Genomic DNA, 18,958 nt, shown 5'->3' on the forward strand with positions numbered 1-18,958 from the left:
CGACAAATTCAAATCTTGCCGAGAATCTCTTTGGCAGCAATGACATCGGCGGCAATCTGCGCCTTTAGCGCATCAAGCCCGTCGAACTTCTGTTCCCCGCGGATAAAGCCGTGCAGACGCACACGAACGCGGCGATCATAGATGTCCTGATCGAAGTCAAACAGGTGTGCTTCAAGCCCGGCGTCATCATCGCCACCAAAGCTTGGCCGCACACCAATATTGGCGACTCCATGCACCCAACGTTCGACGGTTTCGCCATCATCCTTCGAAATCAATCCAAGTTCGATGGCATAAACGCCAAATTTGGGACGCAAATGATCGCCCAAGGCAACATTGGCCGTCGGAAAACCGATCGTCCGTCCACGGGCATCACCATGGGCAACGACCCCGGCAATTTCCCAAGGACGCCCCAGCAAATGCGATGCATCCTGCGGGCGGCCATCGCGCAATGCCTGACGGATTGCGGTCGATGAATAAATCACGCCATTATCATGGGTCACGGCACTGACGGCAGTGACACCAAAACCGGATTTTTCACCAATCGCACGCAGCAGATCAACATCGCCCGCACGCCCCTTGCCAAAGCAGAAATCCCAGCCAACAACGACATGCTTGGCACCAAGGCCGTCAACCAGAACCCGTTTGATGAATTCTTCGGCGGTCATGGCAGCAAAGTCGCGATTAAACTCGGCCTCATAAAAAAGGTCGATATCAATGCTGCCAGCAGCAGTTTGACGGTCTTCGGCAGATGACAGACGGAACGGCGGATCATCAGCACGAAACAGCATGCGCGGATGCGGTTCAAAGGTCAGTATCGCAAGCGGTGCACCAAGATCGCGCGCAATTTCACGGGCCTGATCCAGAAGCGTCTGATGCCCCAGATGCAGACCGTCAAAATTGCCGATCGCCACTACGGCGCCGCGCGCATCATCGGTCAGGTTTTCAAAAGATCGAAAAACGCGCATTCGCGCCGGTCTCTCTTTGCTGCTTTACCACTTCGCCGACCTTCTATCGGCAAATCCAGCAGGCAGCTATAAAGGGCGCAACCGTGCAGCGTAAAGACTTTTCCGACAAAAAAGCACGCTTGGCCCACGCATGGCTGATGCCTGCTGTGCGAACCGACATTCTGACCGGCGCAGTGATTGCCAGTAAATTAAGTGTCGCACCGCCAATTCTGCGCATGACCGGACAAGGTAACCTTTATACACCTTGCCCCGCCCACAACAGAACTTAGCCGCGGCTTGGAACCATTACGGTTGCTTCACCGGAAATCACACAACGATCGCCGACATAGCAGTTGGTTTCCAAAATGGCGCGTTTTTTCGCGGCAATGATTTCGCGCACGACAACCTTGGCTGTTACGGTATCGCCAATGCGCACCGGTGCTTTGAATTGCAGGTTTTGAGACAGATAAATCGTACCCGGGCCCGGCAGGCGCGTGCCCAGAACGGTTGAAATGAAACCGGCCGACAGCATGCCATGGGCAATGCGGCCCTCGAACATGGTGGTTTCGGCATATTCCTGATTAAGGTGAACCGGGTTGGTATCGCCCGATAGCCCGGCAAACATGACGATATCGGTTTCGGTCACGGTTTTGCCGTAGCTTGCAGCATGCCGATCTCGAGATCTTCGAGATACAGCCCTTGCAGTCCGTTATTCTCTGTCATTTCCTCTGGCTTCCTTGCCTGTCTTGATCCATTTGGACCAACGCGTTTTCGCGCTTATGGTTAATTTTGCATCGCAGCATTTGTAATTTTATTGCGCAAATTTGGAAATGAGCAATCCTTATTTCGTCGAATAGGTGCAACAACCTGTCTTGCAATTAACGAAATTGGCGACATATCAAAGACTTGTCGGATTGATCAAAATGATCAAGCTGACCAATTCAAAGACAAAAAGGCCGACAAACCGGCTACTGCTTGAGGGAACAGACAAGATGAACGCGACAATTGCCGACACCTATGAAATCGCTATGGGCCGGTGGAGCCGCCGTTTATCGCGCAGTTTCCTTGATTTTGTCGCAGCTCAGTCTTGCGGGGCGCTGATTGATGTTGGTTGCGGGACAGGAAGCCTCACACTTGCCGCAGCAACCCGTTATCCGAACGCCGATATCGTGGGCATTGATCTGATGCCTGATTATCTGACCGATGCTTTGCGAAGCTCTGCGCCCAATGTGCGGTTTGAAACCGGGGACGCCACCGCCCTTCCCTTTACAGACGACAGCTTTGACAGCGCCTTTTCACAGCTGCTTTTAAATGACCTTGAAGGCCCGGCTGGTGCGGTTAGTGAAATGGTGCGTGTCACGCGTGGTAATGGCCGTATTGCCGCATCGGTTTGGGACCGCGTTGGCGGTTTGCCATTTATCCGGCTGTTTTTGGATGTGGCTGCGATTGTCGCAGGTCAGGAGGGGGAAGACCTTCGTGCCAAGGTCTTTGACATTCCATACCAGAATGAAGATGACCTGTTTGATCTGCTATCAGAAGCCGGATTGGAAGAAGTCGACACTTCCACCATTGCCGTTCGCATGGACTTCATTGATTTCGATGATTACTGGCAGTCCCTGATGGGCGCGCACAGCCTGATCCGCCACTTCTTTGGCAACCTTCCGGCCGATCTTGCCCACGAAGTACAACAAGCCACCATGCGGGCCTATTTGGGTGGCAAGCCAAATGGCAGACGATCACTTGTGGCATCAGCACTTGCTGTCCGCGGGGTTGTTCCAGTCTGATCGGGCTTGGTCAAGGTTGTCGGAATGGCAACCAAAGAACCCCCAAAAGGCTTTGGCTGCTTTTATCGCGAAACTCTTCAAGACCGATCTGCATGTCATGATCATTGGTTTTGGTCTGATCGACATAGCTGACAAACAGCCGATCCCAGATCGACAGGATGTTTCCATAGTTGCTGTTGGTTTCCGCCATCACGCTTGAATGATGCACCCGGTGCATGTCGGGCGTGACGATCAGTTTGCGCAATGCGCGATCCAGCCCCTTTGGCAGATGAACATTGCCGTGATTGAAAAGCGCAAAGCCGCTTAGCATGCTTTCATAAATCACCACCGCCCACGGATCGGCCCCAATCAAAAGGACGAAGAAGGATTTATAAAGGGCGGATGCAACGATCTCGATCGGGTGGAAGCGAACCGCCGTCGTGACATCAAATTCAACATCACAGTGATGCACCCGATGGAACCGCCACAGGATCGGGATCATATGCGCCAGACGGTGCTGCCAATAGATCGCGCAGTCCAGCACCACAATCGTGATCAATCCCGCCAGGATCGGCGGCAAACCAACTAGGTTGCTAAGCCCCCATCCCTGTTCCGTGGCCCAGATCGCAGTTGCGATCATGACCGCGCCAACGGTGAAGCGCGCCAAGGCCGCACTGGCCAGAAGCAACCCGAAATTGGTCAGCCAGCGCATCGGACGACGCACAACTTCCTTGGGCCGATAGGGTGCCACCGCTTCCCAAAGCGCCATCACCGCCAAGATGGCGGCAAAGATCATCAATCGAAGCAATCCGTTCTGATCCATTTCATCCTGCCTGACGGGTTGGGCAATGCGGTTCAAGTCACCTTGAACTGATAGCGGATAATCACATGTACAAACAATATCTTGCGGCTCGCGGGTATATCACCTTTATGTTAGATAAGAGGTGAAACCGCAAATCGCACGCCCATTGACCGCAGTGAATTGGATATCGGAGGAAACATGCCGCACCCATCAGGACGCTTTCGGACACTTGCCCTTTCCGTGTTCGCAACCCTGTCCTTTGGCGGTATGGCCCATGCCGATGGCCCGCCCTTTGATCTGCCGATCGATTGCGCCAACAATACCTGCGATATCGTGCATTATGTCGATCATGATCCGGGCCCGCAGATCCGCGATTTTGCCTGTGGCACGACAACGTATGACGGCCATCGCGGCACGGATTTTTCCATCCCGGATGAAGCAACCATGCTTGAGGGTGTCAGTGTTCGATCGATTGCTGATGGCACGGTTGTCGCGTTGCGCGAAGGGGTTGAAGACATCGATTCAGGCCGCATTTCCAAAGACAGCCTGGAAGGCATTGAATGCGGCAACGGCATTCTGATCGATCATGATGATGGTTGGCAGAGCCAGTATTGCCATCTGCGCCGTGGCTGGGTTGCGGTGAAAAACGGCGACCGGGTCAGCCGTGGTCAGGTGATTGCCCGCATTGGCATGTCGGGGCAGGCAACTTTCCCGCATCTGCATTTCAACCTGCGCAAGGATGGACAACTGGTCGATCCGTTTAGCGGTACGGCCATGGGATCCAGCAATCAGGGCGATTGCAGCGTGGATAACGCAGCCCTTTGGTCACAGAACGCGCGTGCGCAGTTGAACTACAAGGAAATCACGCTTTATGGGCATGGATTTTCCATGGCACGTCCCAATGCTTCGGACCTTAAACGCGGCTATGGCAAGGACATGGAACTGCCCAACACCAGCCCGGGGCTTTATTTCTGGGCCTATCTGATTGGCGCGAATGACGGCGATGTAATCCGCATGAGCCTTCAGACACCAAGCGGCAAAGGTGGCCATCGCGATTTCGCCATCGATCTGCCCAACGATGCAGGCCCGCGGGCAAAATGGTTCTTCATCAATATGGATCGCCCCGGTGATCGGTGGCCGGCTGGCATCTATCACGGCGAGATCACTTTTACCCGTCCGGGCGAAGCACCGCGCAAGATCGGCGAGACCGATTTGACCATCAGGTGACATCTCGAGATCACGTTCCCATATCTAATCAGACTGGCTGGGGGAACAACAGTCAGATCTGACCGCGCGGGATGTGACAACCCGCGCAGATGCAAACATGACCTTTTGGTGCACTTTCGGGAGTGGCGCCATATGTGTCGTTAAGGCAATCGGAGCGTCTAATGGATCGCGTGATCTATTGCCTGACCACATATCACGACCCTTGGCTGGTCGCGTTGGCGATCTTTCTTTGCGGGTTTGCCTTGCTCACGGCCATTCGGCTGTATGAGCGATCCCTTCATGGTGGCCTGACCAAACGCATCAATTGGCTGTTTCTGAGCGGCCTTGCAACCGGCATTGGCATTTGGGCAACCCATTTCGTTGCCATGCTGGCCTATGATTATGGCGGGCCCGAAGCATATGAGCCAGGCTATACGGTACTGTCCCTGTTCGTTGCGATTTGCGCATCCGGTGTTGGCTTTGCCATTGCTGGCCTTTCACGCAGCCATGTTGTTGCCTTCCGTGCGGTGGGCGGCGGATTTCTGGGACTTGGTATTTCCGCGATGCATTACACGGGCATGGCTGGCCTCAGGGTTGCGGGCACTGTCAGCTGGATGCCAGACCTTGCGATTGCATCCATTATCCTTGGTGTCGGACTTGCGATGGTGGCATTGGTTGCCGCAGGCGATTGTCGAACGCGCAAACAGAAAATCCTTGGGGGACTGACTTTGGCAGCCGCCATCGTCGCCCTTCACTTTACCGCTATGGGCTCGGTCATAATTGATCCTGATCCGCGAATTGAGGTGCCAAGTGCGCTGATCTCGCAGAAGTCACTTGCGATTGCGGTCACCTCGGTCACCCTTCTGGTTTTGGGGGCCGGATTAATCACCGGGGTGATTGAAAAGCAGCTGCGCGCAGAGTCAGAAAATGAACTGCGCATGATCAGCGATACGGCCATCGAAGGTCTTGTGATCACGCGGGGCGGCAAGATCATCAACACAAATGGCAGCTTCCTTGATTTGGTCGGCAAAAGTTTTGACGACGTGATTGGCCATGACTTCCTGACAACCTGGCTGCCTGATCATGACCGCGCATTTGAAAAGCGTGAATCCGCCTATGCCGAAACCATCCTTAACCTGAATGATCACGAAACCATCCCGGTCGAGATCATTCGCCGTCAAAGGCACAATACAACTGATGACGAACTCACCACCGTCTATGCGATCCGTGATTTGCGTGAACGCAACAATGCCGAAGCCCATATTCAGTATCTGGCCGAACATGATCCGCTGACTGGTGTGTTGAACCGGGTAACCTACCTGAACCAGATACAGGTGATCCTGACCAAGGCGAAGTTCATGTCAACGCGCCTGACCATCATCTCAGTTGATATTGACCGGTTCCGCGACTTGAACCAATCCTTTGGCCATCCGAATGGCGATCATATGTTGCGCATTCTGGGCGAAAGGCTGCGGGACTTTGAAACCGGTCGCATCACGGCAGGACGTCTGACATCCAATCAGTTTTCCTGCGCCATTCAATTTGAGCCGCGCGAAGATCACCGCACCCTGTCAGAGCATCTTGCAAGCCAACTGCATGCCGTTCTGACCCAGCCGATCCTGCTTAAGGACAAGCAAGTCATTCAGCCATCGATCAGCATGGGCATTGCCATGTATCCGACCGATGCGACGGACCATGAAGAATTGCTGAGTAATGCCGAACTGGCCCAGCAGCGCGCCAAGCAATATGGCGGCAATGATGTCGTGTTCTTTGCAGCCGATCTTCATGCCGATTATGTCGAACATCGTCAGATCATCCGCGCTATGAGTGACGCGATCCGCAACCGCGAATTCGAACTTTATTACCAGCCGCAATGCAAAACCGTTGATGGCACGGTGGTGGGTTTTGAGGCCTTGGTGCGCTGGCAATCGTCAAAGTTTGGCTTTGTCCCGCCATCACGCTTTATCCCGATTGCCGAGGAAACCGGCCAAATCGTTGAACTGGGTGAATGGATATTGCGCACCGCCTGTGCACAGGCTGCAAGCTGGCGCAACCCGCTTCGGATTGCGGTGAATATTTCAACCGTGCAGCTGCAACAGTCCAACATCGTTGAAACGATTTCCGATGCGCTGCGCGATGGCGGGTTGCCGGCCGACAGGCTGGAACTTGAAATTACCGAAACCGCAATGATGACCAACCCGACGCAGTCGCTTTATGTCCTCCAGGCGATCAAGCAGCTGGGTGTAAAAATCGCCCTTGATGATTTCGGCACCGGTTATTCATCGCTTTCAAATCTGCGCACCTTCCCGGTTGACCGGCTGAAGATCGATCAAAGCTTTACGTCCAACATCGGCAAACAGGATCAAGCGACATCGATCGTCCGCGCACTGGTTCGGCTAAGCCGCGATCTTGATATTGATGTCATCGCCGAGGGGGTTGAAACCCTGCAACAGATTGAATTTTTGAGTGCCGAAAAATGCGATGAACTACAGGGGTATGAATTTGGTCGGCCGTCACCAATTGCCGCCATGCAGTTTCTCGTCGACCTGCCAGAAGACATGAGCAATTCCGTTTGCCTGATTGATCCGGGCGCGATCGCAAATCGTACTGAACCGGTTGGGGATGTTCGACGCGGTAAAACTGCATAACCATTTCAGACGTTTCACCATGGGTTGCGACGACCGCAATTGTCTTGGCACTGCAACTGAAATTGATTTGCCAATAGCGACATCTACAAACTAAAATCACATTAGAAAATTACAATAGTCACTGTAACTATTGTAAAAAATCAAATAATCGGCACGAGAATGTACAGAATTTATGACTGCCTAGCCAACCAGCACGACCTGTTGCTGGTGATCGTTGCCCTCCTGATTGGATTGGGCGGCATTCATACTGCATTCAATTTATACGCGCGTGCCTGCATCGGCCGACTGCGCCAACGCATATCCTGGTTGTTCCTGACCGGTGTTGTCACAGGTGGTGGTATTTGGGCGACGCATTTCATCGCCATGCTGGCCTATGACCCGATCCTTCCAGTTGGCTATGAGCCAGCCCTGACCGCTGTTTCCCTTTTGATTGCGATTGCGGCTACCACGGTTGGCTTTGCCATTGCATCGGTCGCCGGCCCCAACCTTTTGCTATCGCGTCTGGTTGGCGGCCTGATAGTCGGGCTTGGCATTTCAGCGATGCATTTCACTGGCATGTCGGCCATGAGTGTCCCGGGCATCATCAGCTGGGATATGAGCATTGTGATCAGTGCCATCCTGATGGGCGCAGTGTTCGGGATGATATCGCTTGGACTGGCTGGGTCTGCTCGCACCGAACGTGACAAGCTTAAGGGCAAAGTCGCCCTGACCATTGCCGTTGCCACCATGCATTTCAGTGCGATGGGTGCCTTGATCATCACACCTGATCCGACTGTACCGGTGCCGGCACAGCTGATTTCGCAAGAATACTTGGCTGTCGGTGTGGCTGTTGTCGCCGCCCTTTTGATCGCCATTGGCTTTGTCACCGCCATGGTTGATCGCCAGATGCGCGATCATGTCAGCAACCGTATGCGTATTCTGGGCGATTCCGCGATTGAGGCGTTGGTATTGACCGAAAATGGCCGGATCGTTGATGCCAATGAAAGCTTCCTGAAGCTTGCTGGCGTTGAACATGCTGACCTAATCAATCAGGATTTCCTGACCGAATGGCTGCCCGATACCCCGCCAGCATTTCAGGCGGGCGAAATCAGTTATGTTGAGACGGCACTTACCCTCAAAGACGCGGGCGAGCTTCCCGTCGAAGTCATTCGTCGCGAAATTCCCGCAGACGAGTTTTCCGACGACACGATCATTTATGGTTTGCGTGACCTTCGTGAACGTTATGCGGCGGAAAAACATATCCGCTTCCTGGCCGAACATGATTCCCTTACCCAGCTTTTGAACCGCACGACTTTTAATGATCGTCTGGGCGAGGCCCTAGAAGAATCAGATGAGACCGGCATTCCGGTCACCGTGATGTGCATCGATTTCGATCACTTCAAGGAACTAAATGACAGCTTTGGGCACATCGCCGGTGACCATGCGCTGCGTGAACTTGGTGAACGTCTGGGGCAGCTGACATCAGACGAAGTCACGATTGCGCGCGTTGGCGGCGATGAGTTTGTTGTCCTGCTGCATCATCAAAACCGGGCCGATTTGAAACAGGCCATTGCCCGTTCGCAGGAAGTAGCCCAGCAGATCCTTGATAGTGTTGCGATCCCGATTTTCATCAATCATGAAAACCGCGCGAAGCTGTCGGCCAGTATTGGCATTGCCCATTATCCGGAAGATGGCAGTGACGCCGAAAGCATTCTGTTCCACGCTGATCTTGCCATGTATCGCGTCAAGCAATCGGGCGGCAATGATATGGTGTTTTATTCGTCAGAAATGGACGAGGAATACCGGTTTAAACGCCAGCTGTCTTCGAACCTGCGTAATGCGATGGATAACGGCCAGCTTGAACTTTATTACCAGCCGCAATGCCAGACCGATGATCGCGAAGTCCGCTCCTTTGAAGCACTTCTGCGCTGGACCGATCCGGAAATGGGCAGCATCCCGCCCGGCCGTTTCATCCCGATTGCAGAGGAAACCGGCCTGATCGTGCCACTTGGTGAATGGGTTCTGCGCACCGCCTGTTTTGAGGCTGCCAAATGGAAAAATCCGCTGGGCATTGGTGTGAACCTGTCGGCTGTGCAGCTGCAAAAACATGAACTGCCAGAAACCGTGGCAGAGATCCTTGCTGAAACCGGGCTTGATCCGAACCGGCTTGAGCTGGAAGTGACCGAAACCGCCCTTATTCACAATCCGGCACGATCCATGAAAATCTTGTCAGACATCAAGAAACTTGGTGTTCGGATTGCCATGGATGATTTTGGGACCGGCTATTCATCGCTGGCAACGCTTCAAAACTTCCCGGTCGATCGCATCAAGATTGACCAGTCCTTTGTTGCCAAACTGATCGGTAATGAACAGGCAAGCGCGATTGTCCGCGCGGTGATCAATCTGAGCCGCGACCTCGCACTTGATGTCATTGCCGAAGGCGTTGAAACCGATGAGCAGGCAACGTTCTTAAACGATCATGATTGCCGGTCGGTGCAGGGGTACAAATACGGTCATCCGCGCCCGATCAGTGACTATGGCCATATCGTCAACCCGACGACCATGGCGACAAAACCGCAGGAAACCCCGCGCAAACCAGCGAATTGGGACAGTGGATTTGAAACTGTTTAAGGCTGTCTTGGCCCAAAGTGCATCCGTGATCCGGGCGAATACGTAGCCCGATCCTGATTTGTGACGAAACGGGTAAGAAAAAAGCGACCTTTTCCACGAGGTTGAAAGTTTTTTGACGTTTTTTGAATCAGAAGCCTTGTATCGCGCCCTTTTGCCTGCATATATTTGACAGGTGCCCGGTTGGGCACTTTGCCACTACCTGTCAGAAGACGGAGTAAAACATGATGAATAAGCGCAAAGCCGTTGCTATCGCCGTTGCTCGTGAACAGCAGATTGCCCGTTCGATGGAAATCCTGTTTGCCGGTACCATTGTGGCCCTGGTTGCATCGCTACTGGTTCTCTGATCCAGTCCTTCTTTCGCTTACATCTGTATTCCCCTTTCAAACCACACGGTTCTGAGACAGCCTTTTCATTCATCTGACACATGACGCATTACAGCATTCTTTCGGTCATCATTACGCGAATTATTTGCCCGGTTGTCTAAGGACACCGGGACGTACCTGTTCGCCTATTTGATGCACTGAATTTCTGTGAGCATTGTCATGACCAATCATGCATTTGCTGCGTCCCAACATGACGCGCAGCCGACCAAATCCGTATATTGTTTTTCCGTTCACGCCGCGGCAGAGCCCGATGTGATGCCCCGCGTGCTTGAGCTTTTTGCCAAGCGCAACCTTGTCCCGGCCAGCTGGCATTCTACGGTGGCAGACGGCAATCACGGCTTTGAAGAATTACAAATCGACATTCAGGTTCAACAGCTTGAGACCAAGGTGGCCGAACATATCGCCCGCTGCCTGCGTCAGGTCGTTCATGTAAATACGGTTCTGACCTCGGAAAAAGGCTATTCAAACTCGGCACTTAGTGCGTAGGCTGTTGGGAAATCGGTGTGATCGGTCAAAGCCGACGCACCTTTGTCCAAACGGAGTTTGAATTGGCCTATCTCGACCATATCCACGCCTGCAATAACGCCAACCTTTCTCGCTATGCCCGGTTTCGCATCGACGACGTGCCTGTCGGTGCCCTTCGATCGGAATTCGCAACGGCCCTGATCGGGCTGGGTTCGGATTTTGTGCGTGACGAAAATGGCGAATATGGATTTGGCGCGCATATCAAGACGTCCGAGCAACGTAATGACACCCTGATTGCCGCAACCACGGCTTTGCGTGATCAGGGTGTCATCCGCCAATTGCACGGCGAGAAATTTGATATCCGCAACCGTCTGGCCGATGAACCGCTTTGTCAGCTTGATCGATTTGCCATGCCCTATTTCGGTTGCCGATCCTGGGGCGTGCATATGAACGGGTTTGTGCGCAAGGCAGATGGCATTCACATTTGGATTGCCCATCGATCAAAGAACAAACCGACCTATCCCGGCATGCTTGATAACATGGTGGCAGGTGGCCAACCGACCGGACTTGGTTTTCGCGAAAACATGATCAAGGAATGCGGCGAAGAAGCAGGCATCCCAGAAGACATCGCGCAAAACCTCACGCCAATCGGTGCCATTTCATATCTGTATGAAACCGACGAAGGGCTGAAACCCGACGTGATGGTCAATTTCGATCTCGAACTGCCTGCTGAGTTCTTACCAACCTGTGCAGATGGCGAAGTCGAACGATTTGAACTGATGCCGATTGCCGAGGTCGCCGAAATCGTCCGCAGCGGATTTACCTTTAAATTCAACTGCGCGCTTGTCGTGATCGACTTCCTGATCCGTCATGGTCACCTGACAGCTGATAACGAGCCCAGCTATTGTGAACTGGTCGCGGGCCTTCATCGGCAGTTGAACCCATAAAACAAAAGCACCGGCCCAAATTGGATCGGTGCTTCATAAGCGCGATTGCAGTCCCAGACGTTGGTTACTGGCGCGGGGTATTTGGCCCGCCCATCAAGGCACCAACCGCCATCACCGTCAGCTTGGCGCGCAGATCAGGATCAAGTTTATCCAGATCGCTTTGCTTGTTACGCAATGCCTTGACCGCCTCATTGATCAGTTCCTGGCGACGTTCATCTTCGGGCGTGGCGACTTTGCTTTTCTTTTTGCCAAGCTTTGCATCGGCAGCATTCAGCGCCTTCATGATTTCAGTATGCGGTGCGTCAGCCTGTTCGGTCAGGGTTTCCGCCAAAGCCAATGCACGGGCTTCTTCAAGCGACATGCCTTCGTCCTGATGGGCAAGAGCACGGTCTTCGATGCGGCGGGCCTGACGGGCCTGGGCAGCGGTTTGTTCGGCAGTTGCACGATCACGGGTTTGCAAGGATTGAGCATCGCTATAGGCACGAATGGCATCCCGGCCCTTCTTGCCGACAAAGACGCGCATCAATGTTTCCTTGAGCAATCCCATCTACTCGTCCCTAGATTAAATGCCCCGTGATCGGGAACAACTAATATGCACTTAAAGGGTTTCTAAATCATTGCCCTTGGGGCGCACGCGATTTAGCAATGATTTAAATATGTTGTGCGACCCTGCTTTCTTCAACTGCCAGAATATAGGCAATCAGCGCTTCGCAATCCGCTGTTTCGAGATGCTCAAGATCGCAGACGAAATCGACATTGCTGCGTGCCGGGTCATCGGCATTACCAACAATGCCGAACTTCACATATTCCGCATCCATTGCATCAAGGGCGGAAATAAGATCGGCGACACTCACACGGTCTGTCGACGTCAAAGACGTTCGGATCAAAACCAGCATATCCGCATCACAATCAACCACCTGACGGGCAATCGATTGCGCGTCTGAATGCTTGGGAGCGACATCAACGTCAAAGCCCCCATCGGCAAACAGGGTCGCGACATGTTTATGATGGGCGTCTTCTTCGCTTGATGCTGTCGCCAGCAAAAGGCGCGGATGGCGGCCTTCCATTTCGGCAAATCTCGCCAGATTGGTCGCGAGTTGGGGTGAAGTCATGATACCTCGCTTGATTTCGCTCGCCACTGTCCAACACAGTGGATCGGGCATGCATATCGTTGCGATACACCAACCCCGACAGTATCCCTGCCAAAACCTGCACTGGCAAGTTTAGCGATTAAACGGATCTACCAACCCGCCATTTCAAGCGGATTGACGCCAATCACATGGCCATGCCCGCCCAAGATCACGACATATATGATCACCCCGACGACAAGATCGCGGATGCCAATGGCGCCCTTCAACAAGGCAGCTGGCGCAAACCGTCGAGTCCCGGCCAAAATCGCCGCTTGCTCGGTTTCGGGAATATCACGCAGACGGATTTTCTCCATCCGCCAGAACCCGATCAGGGCGAAAAGCGCACTACCACCAAAGAACATCACCGCAACCGCGTCCCCGTTGGCGATCACATGGCCAGTTCCCCACAGCAACATGCCCAAAAGCAACGGATGTCGGCAAAATCGATTGATCCCCGGATTGGCCGGATCGAAGCCGGTTCTTCGGCCAATTGACACCGGACAGGGTTGAAGAATGGCACAGGCCCACAAAATACATGCTGGCAACATGACAATCACAAGAAGCTTTGCCTGCCATGGATGGTAGTCCCAAAGCCAAAACGACTCCGCAACCAGTACTTCATGGATCACCCAGCCAAACAGCACTGTGGAAAGGACCGAGAAGCCAATGACATAGGATCGGTATCCAACCCGCGCGACAATCGGGCCACGTAACAAGCCCGGAACAATGTGACCGCCCAAGAAAACTGCCACCGAGATGAAAAACCAGACCAAAATGCGATCCCCTCTTTACATTGCCGCTTCAACATGCAAATTGCGCTGTTCCCGCAAGCCGGTCAGGGTGCGAATCTCCAAGACCCTTGCGTTACGTGATATTAGCGGATACCTCTGTATCCCTGTTTGACATCGGACAATAAGCAACTGTCGACGGAAAATCCGTCCGGCAGACAACGGAACACGGAATATACTCGAAATGAGCTGGACGCCGGAAAAGATTGAATTGCTGACCTCGCTCTGGAATCAGGGCTGGACCACGGCACGCATCGGTGAAGAACTGGGCGTTGGCAAAAATGCCGTCGTTGGCAAGGCACACCGCCTCGGCCTGCCCAAGCGTCCCTCGCCGATTCAGCGTCGTGCAGAGGAAGCTGAGCAGAAAAAGCGCCGGCACCCAAGCAGCAGACCAAAGGCATCACGATCTTTGATCTTGGTCCGGGCATGTGCCGTTGGCCGTTTGGCGATCCGGGCGATGATGACTTCCACTTCTGTGGCAAGAAAATCGTTCCGAGCAAGCCGTACTGTGATGAGCATTGCGCGCAGGCTTACCTGAACGGCAAGAACCCGCGTGAAGACAATCCGCCCGCACAGCAGGGTGGCAAAGGTCCGCAGGCCGCAGCAAAGAAATAACCATCATCCCCTTGGCCACTGGCCTTGATCAGATGATGACATTAAAAAAGCCGCCCCTTTTACCGGGCGGCTTTTTCGTTTGATGGGTCAAAGCCCGGATGGCTTATTTGCTTTGCAGTACATATTGCGCAAAGCCGTCCTGATCTTCACCGACAAAGCTGATATTGTCTGGCGCATTGGCCGCAGACGATGCCTTCGGGCTGGTCACAAAGGTCACCTTGGATGCTTCGCCAATCGGGGCAAAGGTCCAGTTGCCATCGGCCTTCGGATCAATTTCCTTTTCCGTCAGGATATAGTTCGCCAGAACCGTGCGGTTTTCATCAGGTGCCTCGACAATGATGGTCGAACCATCTAGACCCGGGAAATTGCCACCGCCACTGGCGCGATAGTTATTGGTCGCGACCACGAACTGCTGATCGGCTGAAACCGGTTTGCCCTCGAACGACAGATTGACGATACGGTGGCTATCAGCATTGACCACTTCACCAGCCTTGTTATAGCGGGCCGGTTTGGTGACATCGATCTGATAGGTCACACCATCAATCACGTCATAGTTATAGGTCGGGAATTCCGGATTGATCAGAACCTGTTCTTCGTTGCTGTTCGGGTCAATCTGATTGAACTGGCCTGCTGACATTTCAAGCCATTCACGCACCTGATCACCATTGAGCAACACCGCACGTACCGTGTTCGGATAGATATAAAGATCGGCAACGTTCTTAAGCGCGATCTTGCCTTCCGGGATGTCGGTGAAATAGTCCGGGCCACCGCGACCACCGGCCTTGAACGGTGCACCAGCCGAGAGGATCGGAATGCCATCATATTCAGATCCGTTCAGGATCTTCTCAAGATACCATTTCTGCGAATTGGTCACGATCTGGATCGACGGATCATCTGCCACCAACGCAAAGAAGCTGTTGATTGGCGCAGATGTCGTACCGACACCTTCGCGCATATAGGCGATGGTGCCTTCATGTTCTTCCTTAACCGCTGCGATGATTTCCGGATCGGCTTCGACCAGCGGGGTCACAGTGCGACCTTCGCGCTGATAAATCGCACGCGCTTCGGACAGGCTGTCAACAACACTCCATTCACCGGCATCGGAGACATTTAGCGTCAGGTCAATCACACCCAGATGACTGCCCCAGAAGCCCGGCATGACAGCTGCAACGCCATTGATGGTACCCTTGGCCAGATCAACACCTTCAAGCTCGGAAAAGGCTTCGGACGGGAAGACGGTATGCGCATGACCAAACAGGATCGCGTCAATGCCATCAACCTTGGACAGGTAATAGGTCGCGTTTTCTTCCATGCCGTTGCGCGCCATGGTCGAAATACCCGAATGCGGAACGGCGATAACAATATCGGCACCCTTTTCACGCATTTCCGGGACGTATTTCTCGGCCATCTCGACGATGTCTTTTGAGATCACCTTTCCTTCAAGGTTGGCCTTGTCCCACTGCATGATCTGCGGGGGAACGAACCCGATCACGCCAACCTTTGCCTTGTGCGATTTACCATCGGTGTCGACAAATTCGCGATCAAGAATGACATAGGGTTCGAAATACGGTTTGTCGTTTTCAGCGTTGCCATCACCATCATCGATAAAAACGTTGGCACTGACATAGGGGAAATTCGCACCGGCAAGCGTCTTGCCAAGGAATTCCAGACCATAGTTAAACTCATGGTTCCCGATATTGGCCGCGTCATAGCCAAGAAGGTTCATCGCCTTGAAGACCGGGTGGGTTTCGCCGTCCTTAAGACCGCGCTCCTTGGCCATGTAATCGCCAAGCGGATTGCCCTGGATCAGGTCACCGTTATCGACAAAGACAACGTTTTTGGCTTCGCCGCGCGCGGTTTTCAGAAGGGTCGCGACCTTTGCAAGGCCAACAGTGTCAGACTCGCCATCGCGGTAATAGTCGTAACTGACCAGGTGGGTGTGGATATCGGTTGTCTCGAGGATGCGCAGCGATACCGTGCTGTCAGCCAGTGCCGTACCGCTGGCAAGTGCCAGCGTCAATGACAGCCCAAGTAGCCTTGCGCCCTTGTTATGAATAAATGCCATGAGTCTTTTCCCTGTATACGCATTAAACCTGAGGACTTTAATCCTGTTCACATGGTCAGGTTTTGAAGATTTTGCGAAAAAGATAAGGCAAATACAAACAGAAACGCCCGCAGTCCCCTGCAGGCGTTTCCAGACTTGAACTATTCCGTCAGGTTTTTGGTGGCTCAGGCCGGGTTCAGGGCCGGTGATTTATACCCGCGTACGACCTCGTTGCCCGGTTCCGGATCGGTCGGAACATTAAGCGCAAGAACCAGTGACACGAACGCCATCGCCGCCCCTGCAAGGAAGACTGCACTTGGCGATACCAGCCACAGCAATCCAAATGCCGCCGGTATAAAGACAGCCGCAATATGGTTGATGGTAAAGCTGACCCCCGCGGTCGAGGAGATATCCGCCGGATCGGCGATCTTCTGGAAATAGGTTTTGATCGCAATCGCCATGGCAAAGAACAGATGGTCGACCACATAAAGACCACCGGCCAGAATATGGTTTTCGACAAAGGCGTAAGACACGAACACGATAAACAGACCGATATATTCAAAGGTCAGCGCACGGCGTTCACCCCATTTGCCAATCAGTTTGCCGATCTTGGGTGCCAGCACCATATTGATCGCGTGGTTCAGAAGATAAAGAAGCGTGATGGTTGCCGCGTCATAACCGAACTTCTCCACCATCAGGAAGCCGGCGAAGACTGTGAAAATCTGACGGCGCGCACCGCTCATGAAGGTCAGCGCGTAATAAAGCCAATAGCGTTTGCGCAAGATCAGCTTTTTGGTTTGCGGATGGGCATCGGCAAATTTCGGGAAAGCCCCCCAAACAAACAGGGCCGCCAGAACCGTCAAGGCACCACCAAACAGATAGACATAGCGGTACTCAACGCTGAACACTTCAAGCATCACCCAAACGATGCCAAACATCACAAGTGACGAAACCGACTTGGCCGAAAGCTGCTTGCCCATCACAAGGGCGGTGCGTTCCTTTTTCACCCATTGCAAGGACAGCGCCTGTTGCATGGTTTCAAAATAATGGAAGCCGATCGACATCAGGACCGTCGTGCAATAAAGCCCGATCACGGTCGGGAAATAGCCCGATATCGCGACACCGATTCCCAGCACCAAAAGTGACAGCAAGGCAAAGGTCTGCTCACGCAGAACCAGAAGTACGAAAATCGCTGTGAAGGCCAGGAAACCCGGAACTTCACGAAGCGACTGCAATATCCCGATCTCGCGGCCGGTAAAGTCGGCCATCTCGACCGAGAAGTTGTTTAGAAGCGCCATCCAGGTCGAAAAGGACAGCGGCATGGCTGCGGCCATAACGATCAAAAGGACTTCGGGATTGCGCCATCCCTTATAAACCGGGCCGGGCCCGGCACCGTTGGCAGATCCATCAGCCACATCGCCAAGTGGGGCGGCGTGATTACTGGCTTCTGGTATGATTTCCTTGGACATTTTGTCTCCCCAGACAGGGCCGCATTGGTGGCGGATCCATTGTCAAAACGTGGTTTGGTTTGGAATGAGACCAAGTTAAACCTGTAATGACCGTCTGTCTTACGTTAATCTGCCAACATATATCGCAATCAGGACAGTTTCGGATTAGCCCCACCCATGCCCCATATCTTGAACACGTTTGATGCGCGCCCGATCCATCACAACAACAAGCCACGGCCCAAGGAACTGCCGCGTGCGGTCTATGTCCGGGTTAGTGACATGCCCGCAGGCTATCACGTGGCGGCACACAGTCATGACTGGAACCAGCTGCTTTATGCGCTTGAAGGCACCATGACCGTTGTGACCGAAGCTGGCATGTGGGTTGTCCCGCCACAGCGTGCGGTATGGGTGCCACCCCATACTCAGCACGCAGTGACCTGTACCGGCTTTACCCGTGCGCGCCATCTTTATATAGGCCGTGATGTTAAGGTGAATTTGCCGGGACGTTGCATGGTTCTGGAAGTCAGTCCGCTTTTGCGCGAACTGATCCGCGCTGCGACCGAAATCCCGATTGAATATGACGAAGATGGCGAAGAAGGACGTTTGATCCGGGTGTTGCTGGATCAGCTCAAAGCTCCTGATCACGACACCCTGCATCTGCCTGCCCCCAAAGACAGTCGCCTTGCCAAGATTTGCGAACATCTGCAAAGCGACCCGGCAGATAATCGTACCCTTGATGACTGGGCACAGATTTGTGGCGCATCAAGCCGGACATTGGCACGCCTGTTTCAACGTGACACAGGCATGCCATTTCGCGATTGGCGGCAAAAACTAAGATTGCTGTATGCGCTGGAGAAGCTGGCGCATGATCGACCGGTAACCGAAGTCGCCCTTGATCTTGGATATGAAACGCCGTCTGCCTTCATTGCCATGTTCCGCAAGGCAACGGGGCGCACACCCGGCGGGTATTTCCGATAAGCTGATTGGTGGCAGCTTTCAGCTATTGATCGTGGAAGTAGCGCAACGGCGGAAGGATATCGTTGTCTGGCTCCGGATCCGATCCATAACCATTGATGGCCTTTGGATGGGTCGGGCAGGTCTGGCGGTTTTGCGCACAAAGATTGTGGATCTCAACCATCATGTCCGATGACCAGCAAAGACCGGC

15 protein-coding genes and 2 pseudogenes are annotated in these 18,958 nt (G+C 53.5%); 9 read left to right on the forward strand and 8 right to left on the reverse strand.

Features of this window, described 5'->3' with window-relative positions; genetic code table 11:
* Positions 1-8: 8 nt before the first annotated feature.
* On the reverse strand, positions 9-965 hold the full coding sequence (locus ACMZ66_RS18575) for a bifunctional riboflavin kinase/FAD synthetase (RefSeq protein ID WP_416939486.1): 957 nt from the start codon (positions 963-965) through the stop codon (positions 9-11).
* A gap of 265 nt (positions 966-1,230) precedes the next feature.
* Positions 1,231-1,667 (reverse strand): annotated as a pseudogene (locus ACMZ66_RS18580) (MaoC family dehydratase).
* A gap of 269 nt (positions 1,668-1,936) precedes the next feature.
* Here ACMZ66_RS18580 and ACMZ66_RS18585 point away from each other — a divergent pair.
* Positions 1,937-2,728 carry a class I SAM-dependent methyltransferase gene (locus ACMZ66_RS18585; protein WP_416939488.1) on the forward strand — a complete coding sequence of 264 codons (792 nt, stop codon included), beginning with the start codon at positions 1,937-1,939 and terminating at the stop codon, positions 2,726-2,728.
* Positions 2,729-2,738: 10 nt separating this feature from the next.
* Here ACMZ66_RS18585 and ACMZ66_RS18590 read toward each other — a convergent pair whose 3' ends face one another.
* Positions 2,739-3,530, reverse strand: coding sequence for a sterol desaturase family protein (locus ACMZ66_RS18590; protein ID WP_416939490.1), 792 nt, complete (start codon positions 3,528-3,530; stop codon positions 2,739-2,741).
* A gap of 177 nt (positions 3,531-3,707) precedes the next feature.
* Here ACMZ66_RS18590 and ACMZ66_RS18595 point away from each other — a divergent pair, with 177 nt between their 5' ends.
* From ACMZ66_RS18595 to ACMZ66_RS18620, 6 genes are all read left to right on the forward strand, one after another.
* The gene (locus ACMZ66_RS18595) at positions 3,708-4,736 is read left to right on the forward strand and encodes a M23 family metallopeptidase (RefSeq protein WP_416939492.1); all 1,029 of its coding nucleotides are present in this window, start codon (positions 3,708-3,710) and stop codon (positions 4,734-4,736) included.
* Between the two features lie 161 nt (positions 4,737-4,897).
* Positions 4,898-7,363: an EAL domain-containing protein gene (locus tag ACMZ66_RS18600; protein ID WP_416939494.1), complete on the forward strand. Its 2,466-nt coding sequence runs from the start codon at positions 4,898-4,900 to the stop codon at positions 7,361-7,363.
* 159 nt (positions 7,364-7,522) lie between these two features.
* Positions 7,523-9,973 carry an EAL domain-containing protein gene (locus tag ACMZ66_RS18605; protein WP_416939496.1) on the forward strand — a complete coding sequence of 817 codons (2,451 nt, stop codon included), beginning with the start codon at positions 7,523-7,525 and terminating at the stop codon, positions 9,971-9,973.
* Between the two features lie 221 nt (positions 9,974-10,194).
* Positions 10,195-10,317 carry a hypothetical protein gene (locus ACMZ66_RS18610; RefSeq protein ID WP_416939498.1) on the forward strand — a complete coding sequence of 41 codons (123 nt, stop codon included), beginning with the start codon at positions 10,195-10,197 and terminating at the stop codon, positions 10,315-10,317.
* A 198-nt stretch (positions 10,318-10,515) separates the two neighbouring features.
* Complete coding sequence (locus ACMZ66_RS18615) at positions 10,516-10,842, forward strand: hypothetical protein (protein WP_416939500.1); 327 nt, start codon at positions 10,516-10,518, stop codon at positions 10,840-10,842.
* Between the two features lie 17 nt (positions 10,843-10,859).
* The gene (locus ACMZ66_RS18620) at positions 10,860-11,768 is read left to right on the forward strand and encodes a DUF4743 domain-containing protein (protein ID WP_416939502.1); all 909 of its coding nucleotides are present in this window, start codon (positions 10,860-10,862) and stop codon (positions 11,766-11,768) included.
* Between the two features lie 64 nt (positions 11,769-11,832).
* On the opposite strand, the gene ACMZ66_RS18625 is transcribed toward ACMZ66_RS18620, so the two are convergent.
* From ACMZ66_RS18625 to ACMZ66_RS18635, 3 genes are all read right to left on the reverse strand, one after another.
* On the reverse strand, positions 11,833-12,315 hold the full coding sequence (locus ACMZ66_RS18625; RefSeq protein WP_416939504.1) for a hypothetical protein: 483 nt from the start codon (positions 12,313-12,315) through the stop codon (positions 11,833-11,835).
* A gap of 103 nt (positions 12,316-12,418) precedes the next feature.
* Positions 12,419-12,880: a methylmalonyl-CoA mutase gene (locus ACMZ66_RS18630; protein WP_416939505.1), complete on the reverse strand. Its 462-nt coding sequence runs from the start codon at positions 12,878-12,880 to the stop codon at positions 12,419-12,421.
* A gap of 128 nt (positions 12,881-13,008) precedes the next feature.
* Entirely contained in the window at positions 13,009-13,671 is a 663-nt protein-coding gene (locus ACMZ66_RS18635; RefSeq protein ID WP_416939507.1) for an NnrU family protein, read from the reverse strand.
* 199 nt (positions 13,672-13,870) lie between these two features.
* On the opposite strand from ACMZ66_RS18635, the pseudogene ACMZ66_RS18640 reads away from it, so the two are divergent.
* A pseudogene (locus ACMZ66_RS18640) lies at positions 13,871-14,301 on the forward strand (GcrA family cell cycle regulator).
* A 103-nt stretch (positions 14,302-14,404) separates the two neighbouring features.
* Here ACMZ66_RS18640 and ACMZ66_RS18645 read toward each other — a convergent pair.
* Both ACMZ66_RS18645 and ACMZ66_RS18650 read right to left on the reverse strand, forming a co-directional pair.
* Entirely contained in the window at positions 14,405-16,366 is a 1,962-nt protein-coding gene (locus ACMZ66_RS18645; protein ID WP_416939509.1) for a bifunctional 2',3'-cyclic-nucleotide 2'-phosphodiesterase/3'-nucleotidase, read from the reverse strand.
* A gap of 164 nt (positions 16,367-16,530) precedes the next feature.
* Positions 16,531-17,814, reverse strand: a complete 1,284-nt coding sequence (locus ACMZ66_RS18650) for an MFS transporter (protein WP_416939511.1) — start codon at positions 17,812-17,814, stop codon at positions 16,531-16,533.
* Between the two features lie 156 nt (positions 17,815-17,970).
* On the opposite strand from ACMZ66_RS18650, the gene ACMZ66_RS18655 reads away from it, so the two are divergent.
* The gene (locus ACMZ66_RS18655; RefSeq protein ID WP_416939512.1) at positions 17,971-18,771 is read left to right on the forward strand and encodes an AraC family transcriptional regulator; all 801 of its coding nucleotides are present in this window, start codon (positions 17,971-17,973) and stop codon (positions 18,769-18,771) included.
* The last annotated feature ends 187 nt before the right edge of the window (positions 18,772-18,958 follow it).

The organism is Thalassospira sp. (assembly GCF_048059015.1).
In the GTDB taxonomy this organism is placed as follows: domain Bacteria; phylum Pseudomonadota; class Alphaproteobacteria; order Rhodospirillales; family Thalassospiraceae; genus Thalassospira.

Coding starts and splice junctions, on each gene's coding strand:
- ACMZ66_RS18610 (WP_416939498.1), top strand. CDS start 10,195: ATGATGAATAAGCGCAAAGCCGTTGCTATCGCCGTTGCTCGTGAACAG.
- ACMZ66_RS18600 (WP_416939494.1), top strand. CDS start 4,898: ATGGATCGCGTGATCTATTGCCTGACCACATATCACGACCCTTGGCTG.
- ACMZ66_RS18605 (WP_416939496.1), top strand. CDS start 7,523: ATGTACAGAATTTATGACTGCCTAGCCAACCAGCACGACCTGTTGCTG.
- ACMZ66_RS18590 (WP_416939490.1), bottom strand. CDS start 3,530: ATGGATCAGAACGGATTGCTTCGATTGATGATCTTTGCCGCCATCTTG.
- ACMZ66_RS18630 (WP_416939505.1), bottom strand. CDS start 12,880: ATGACTTCACCCCAACTCGCGACCAATCTGGCGAGATTTGCCGAAATG.
- ACMZ66_RS18585 (WP_416939488.1), top strand. CDS start 1,937: ATGAACGCGACAATTGCCGACACCTATGAAATCGCTATGGGCCGGTGG.
- ACMZ66_RS18615 (WP_416939500.1), top strand. CDS start 10,516: ATGACCAATCATGCATTTGCTGCGTCCCAACATGACGCGCAGCCGACC.
- ACMZ66_RS18595 (WP_416939492.1), top strand. CDS start 3,708: ATGCCGCACCCATCAGGACGCTTTCGGACACTTGCCCTTTCCGTGTTC.
- ACMZ66_RS18650 (WP_416939511.1), bottom strand. CDS start 17,814: ATGTCCAAGGAAATCATACCAGAAGCCAGTAATCACGCCGCCCCACTT.
- ACMZ66_RS18625 (WP_416939504.1), bottom strand. CDS start 12,315: ATGGGATTGCTCAAGGAAACATTGATGCGCGTCTTTGTCGGCAAGAAG.
- ACMZ66_RS18645 (WP_416939509.1), bottom strand. CDS start 16,366: ATGGCATTTATTCATAACAAGGGCGCAAGGCTACTTGGGCTGTCATTG.
- ACMZ66_RS18575 (WP_416939486.1), bottom strand. CDS start 965: ATGCGCGTTTTTCGATCTTTTGAAAACCTGACCGATGATGCGCGCGGC.
- ACMZ66_RS18655 (WP_416939512.1), top strand. CDS start 17,971: ATGCCCCATATCTTGAACACGTTTGATGCGCGCCCGATCCATCACAAC.